General features: G+C 47.3%; 4 protein-coding genes. 3 read left to right on the forward strand and 1 reads right to left on the reverse strand.

All coding sequences use genetic code 11. The features are described 5' to 3' along the window. Nucleotides 1–413, forward strand: a 413-nt coding sequence (locus tag QVO97_RS10220) for a sigma-70 family RNA polymerase sigma factor (RefSeq protein ID WP_288189614.1), incomplete at its 5' end; no start/stop codon positions are given. Between the two features lie 284 nt (nucleotides 414–697). Continuing rightward, nucleotides 698–1486 (forward strand): SseB family protein, encoded by a 789-nt coding sequence (locus tag QVO97_RS10225; protein ID WP_022360225.1) that lies wholly within the window; start codon nucleotides 698–700, stop codon nucleotides 1484–1486. A gap of 119 nt (nucleotides 1487–1605) precedes the next feature. Here the strand turns inward: QVO97_RS10225 and QVO97_RS10230 are convergent, their stop codons facing one another. Then, nucleotides 1606–2379, reverse strand: coding sequence for a type III pantothenate kinase (locus QVO97_RS10230; RefSeq protein WP_022360226.1), 774 nt, complete (start codon nucleotides 2377–2379; stop codon nucleotides 1606–1608). Between the two features lie 309 nt (nucleotides 2380–2688). Between QVO97_RS10230 and QVO97_RS10235 the strand changes: the two genes are divergently transcribed. Further along, nucleotides 2689–3015: GTP-binding protein (locus QVO97_RS10235; protein WP_288189616.1), on the forward strand; the 327-nt coding region annotated here is incomplete at its 3' end.

Below are 3015 nucleotides of genomic sequence, written 5' to 3' on the forward strand. Positions count from 1 at the left end.
CATACAAAGCGATCTATACCCGTGAAAATCTGCTGAAAAAGCAGTCAAAGGAGCCGACACTCTGCGAGATTGCCAAAGAATTGGGAGTCAGCAAAGAGGAGATAGCGTATGCGCTCGATGCTATTCAGAGCCCGGTCAGCCTGTACGAACCGGTCTATACGGACGGCGGCGATCCGCTCTACGTGATGGATCAGCTCAGTGACAAGAAAAATTCAGAGGAACATTGGGTCGAGGATCTGTCGCTGGGGGAGGCGATGCAGCGCCTGCCGGACCGGGAACGCCGCATTATTGATATGCGCTTTTTTGAGGGAAAGACCCAGACGGAGGTTGCCGAAGAAATCCATATTTCGCAGGCGCAGGTGTCACGGCTGGAGAAGAGTGCGTTAAAAAGCATGAAGCATTATTTGAGCTGAATGTTGATAGGGATTGTGTTATAGGGATTGTGTGAGATTCTTCTGATTGATTGTTTGGCGGCTCTGTGTTAGAATATAGAAGATATAGTCTGCAAAAAGAATCTGAAAATCAAGCAGATGACTGTTATCTGAACTGGGGTTGAGTGGAGTATTCCATCTGATATAGTGATAAAGGCAGCTTGGCGATGCGACACTCAGGCAGTCATGGACAGCAGACAGAGTAGAAAAGACAGGCGCAGGCGGATTGAGCCTCGCGCATGATAAAAAGAGCCGGAGGAATTCAAATGGAGAAATTACGTGAGCTGATGAAAGAACATCAGGATAAAGCAGATAAAAAAGTGATGGGAGAGGTTCTGGAGCTGCTTCAGAGAGAGCCGGGACTGTTTGTTGTGACTGTCCATGCGACGAAAAACTTCTTCCTGGGTGCAGAGAACGGCAAGGCGGCTGCTTTCCTTTACACCAGCCGCGAGTATGCAGATGAGTTCGTGAAAGGGCTGGAGATGGTCGGCGTAGAGACGAAGGTACTGGAGATCCGCCCATTACAGCGTATTTCCTTTTTCAACGACCTCTACCGCAGCGGTTTTGAGGCAGTTGTGATCGACAAGGGACAGGAAAATCATATGTCCATGTCGCTGTTCAGCATCATCGAGAAACCAAAGGATACATCCGAGATCGTGATGAACCCGTCCCTGGTCCGTTCTGCAAATCAGTTCTATCAGGCACTGGTACAGCACCAGGCATTCCCACAGATGCAGGATCTGATGTGCAAAGAGCTTTACGGTGCGCGTCTGCTGGTTCCGGTTGCTGACCCGCAGAAGACGACGGCAGTGCCGGTTCTGACCACCGGAAAGGGTGTACGCTATTACCCGGCATTTACGGATTTAGTAGAATTTGGCAAATTTGACCGTAAACACCAGTTTGGAGCAATGGAAGTCCGCTTCCGCGATCTGAAAAAATATCTGGATTACGTGAATGGAATCGTGGTAAATCCGTTTGGATTTGCACTCCGTCTGGACGGCGAGAAGCTGGATCGGATTGAGAAAGAGAATATGAAGCTGAAGGTTGTAAAATAAATGCTGCTGTGACCGTGACCGGTAATAAATAGATGTCAGCATAATAAACTGTGGTGAAAAGGCTGTCTCCCATCAGAATGTATCATATAGATGCATCTGCCGAGAGACAGCCTTTTTGATTATTCGGTTCTCCTGTTTTTTTCATATAAATGTAGTAATCCCTTCATCAACAGCGCCCCATCATACGTGATCGTATGCGAACAGAGCGGCAGGACAATCTTGGAGATGCCGCCGGTGGCGATGATGGAAGTTTTCTCTCCGAGTTCTTCCTCGATGCGATCCAGCATACCGTCGATCATCGCGGCATTGCCAAATATGACGCCGCTTCTCATGCAGTCTATGGTATTTTTGCCAATGACACGGCGCGGCGTATCGAGGCTGATGCGCGGCAGCTGGGCAGTGCTGGCGCTCATGCTGTCGAGGGAAACGCGAAGTCCCGGCAGGATCGCGCCGCCGACATAGCGTCCGTTTTTGTCGATGACAGACATGGTCGTAGCGGTTCCCATTTCGATGATGATGATTGGCGGTTCATGCTCTGCAAGGGCACCGACTGCGTTTACGATCATATCACTGCCGACGGATTTCGGGTTGTCCATCAAGATGTTTAAGCCGGTTTTCATGCCGGAACCGACCAGCATTGCGTTTAGCCCCGTTATTTTACGGATGGCGGCAAGAATCGTCCGGTTAAGCGGCGGAACAACCGAGGAGACGATTGCACCATCAAGTTGCTCTGGGGCAATATGGTAAATTTCAAGAATACTTTTCAGCGCCACGGCATATTCCAGATTCGGTTTTCCGATGGTGGTCGTGATGCGTTCTACAAAATACGTTTTTTTTGCGTCGATCACGCCGATAATAATGTTGGTGTTTCCAACGTCGATAGCTAGAATCATAAAATAACTCCTTTATATCTCCTGCATCTCTACAATAATCAACAGCTCTTATAAAATGTTGATTGTATAGTTATCGCAACGGTTTCATATGTTCAACTGTTACTATTTATTATATATCCACGTTAATAGTATGATTATATGTTTTTTAAAGAAAAGGATCAAGAAGAAGATGAAAAATGTTTTTAAGATCTGTTACCGATCGCGCGTGAGTGAACCGTAACTTGGACTTGCGTATTCGTTTAAAATAATATAGAATAAATACGTTTAGACAAAGTTAAAGAATGGTAGTAAGTTTGGAGGAAGATATTTTTGGAAAATATAGCGGAGCAGATCAAAAAACGGCGTACATTCGCCATTATTTCCCACCCGGATGCTGGTAAGACAACCCTGACGGAGAAGTTTCTTCTCTACGGAGGCGCGATCAACCTGGCTGGTACGGTCAAGGGAAGAAAAGCGGCCAAGCACGCGGTTTCTGACTGGATGGAGATAGAGAAGGAGAGAGGTATTTCGGTTACCTCTTCCGTATTACAGTTTAATTATGAGGGATTCTGCATCAATATCCTGGATACACCAGGACATCAGGATTTCTCGGAGGATACCTACCGTACTCTGATGGCAGCCGATTCGGCGGTCATG

The organism is Clostridium sp. CAG:43 (assembly GCF_000434655.1).
Taxonomy (GTDB): Bacteria; Bacillota; Clostridia; order Lachnospirales; family Lachnospiraceae; genus Otoolea; species Otoolea fessa.

Bases quoted from the DNA above. Each gene is read 5' to 3' on its own strand.
- QVO97_RS10225 (WP_022360225.1), top strand. From the start codon at position 698: ATGGAGAAATTACGTGAGCTGATGAAAGAACATCAGGATAAAGCAGAT.
- QVO97_RS10230 (WP_022360226.1), bottom strand. From the start codon at position 2,379: ATGATTCTAGCTATCGACGTTGGAAACACCAACATTATTATCGGCGTG.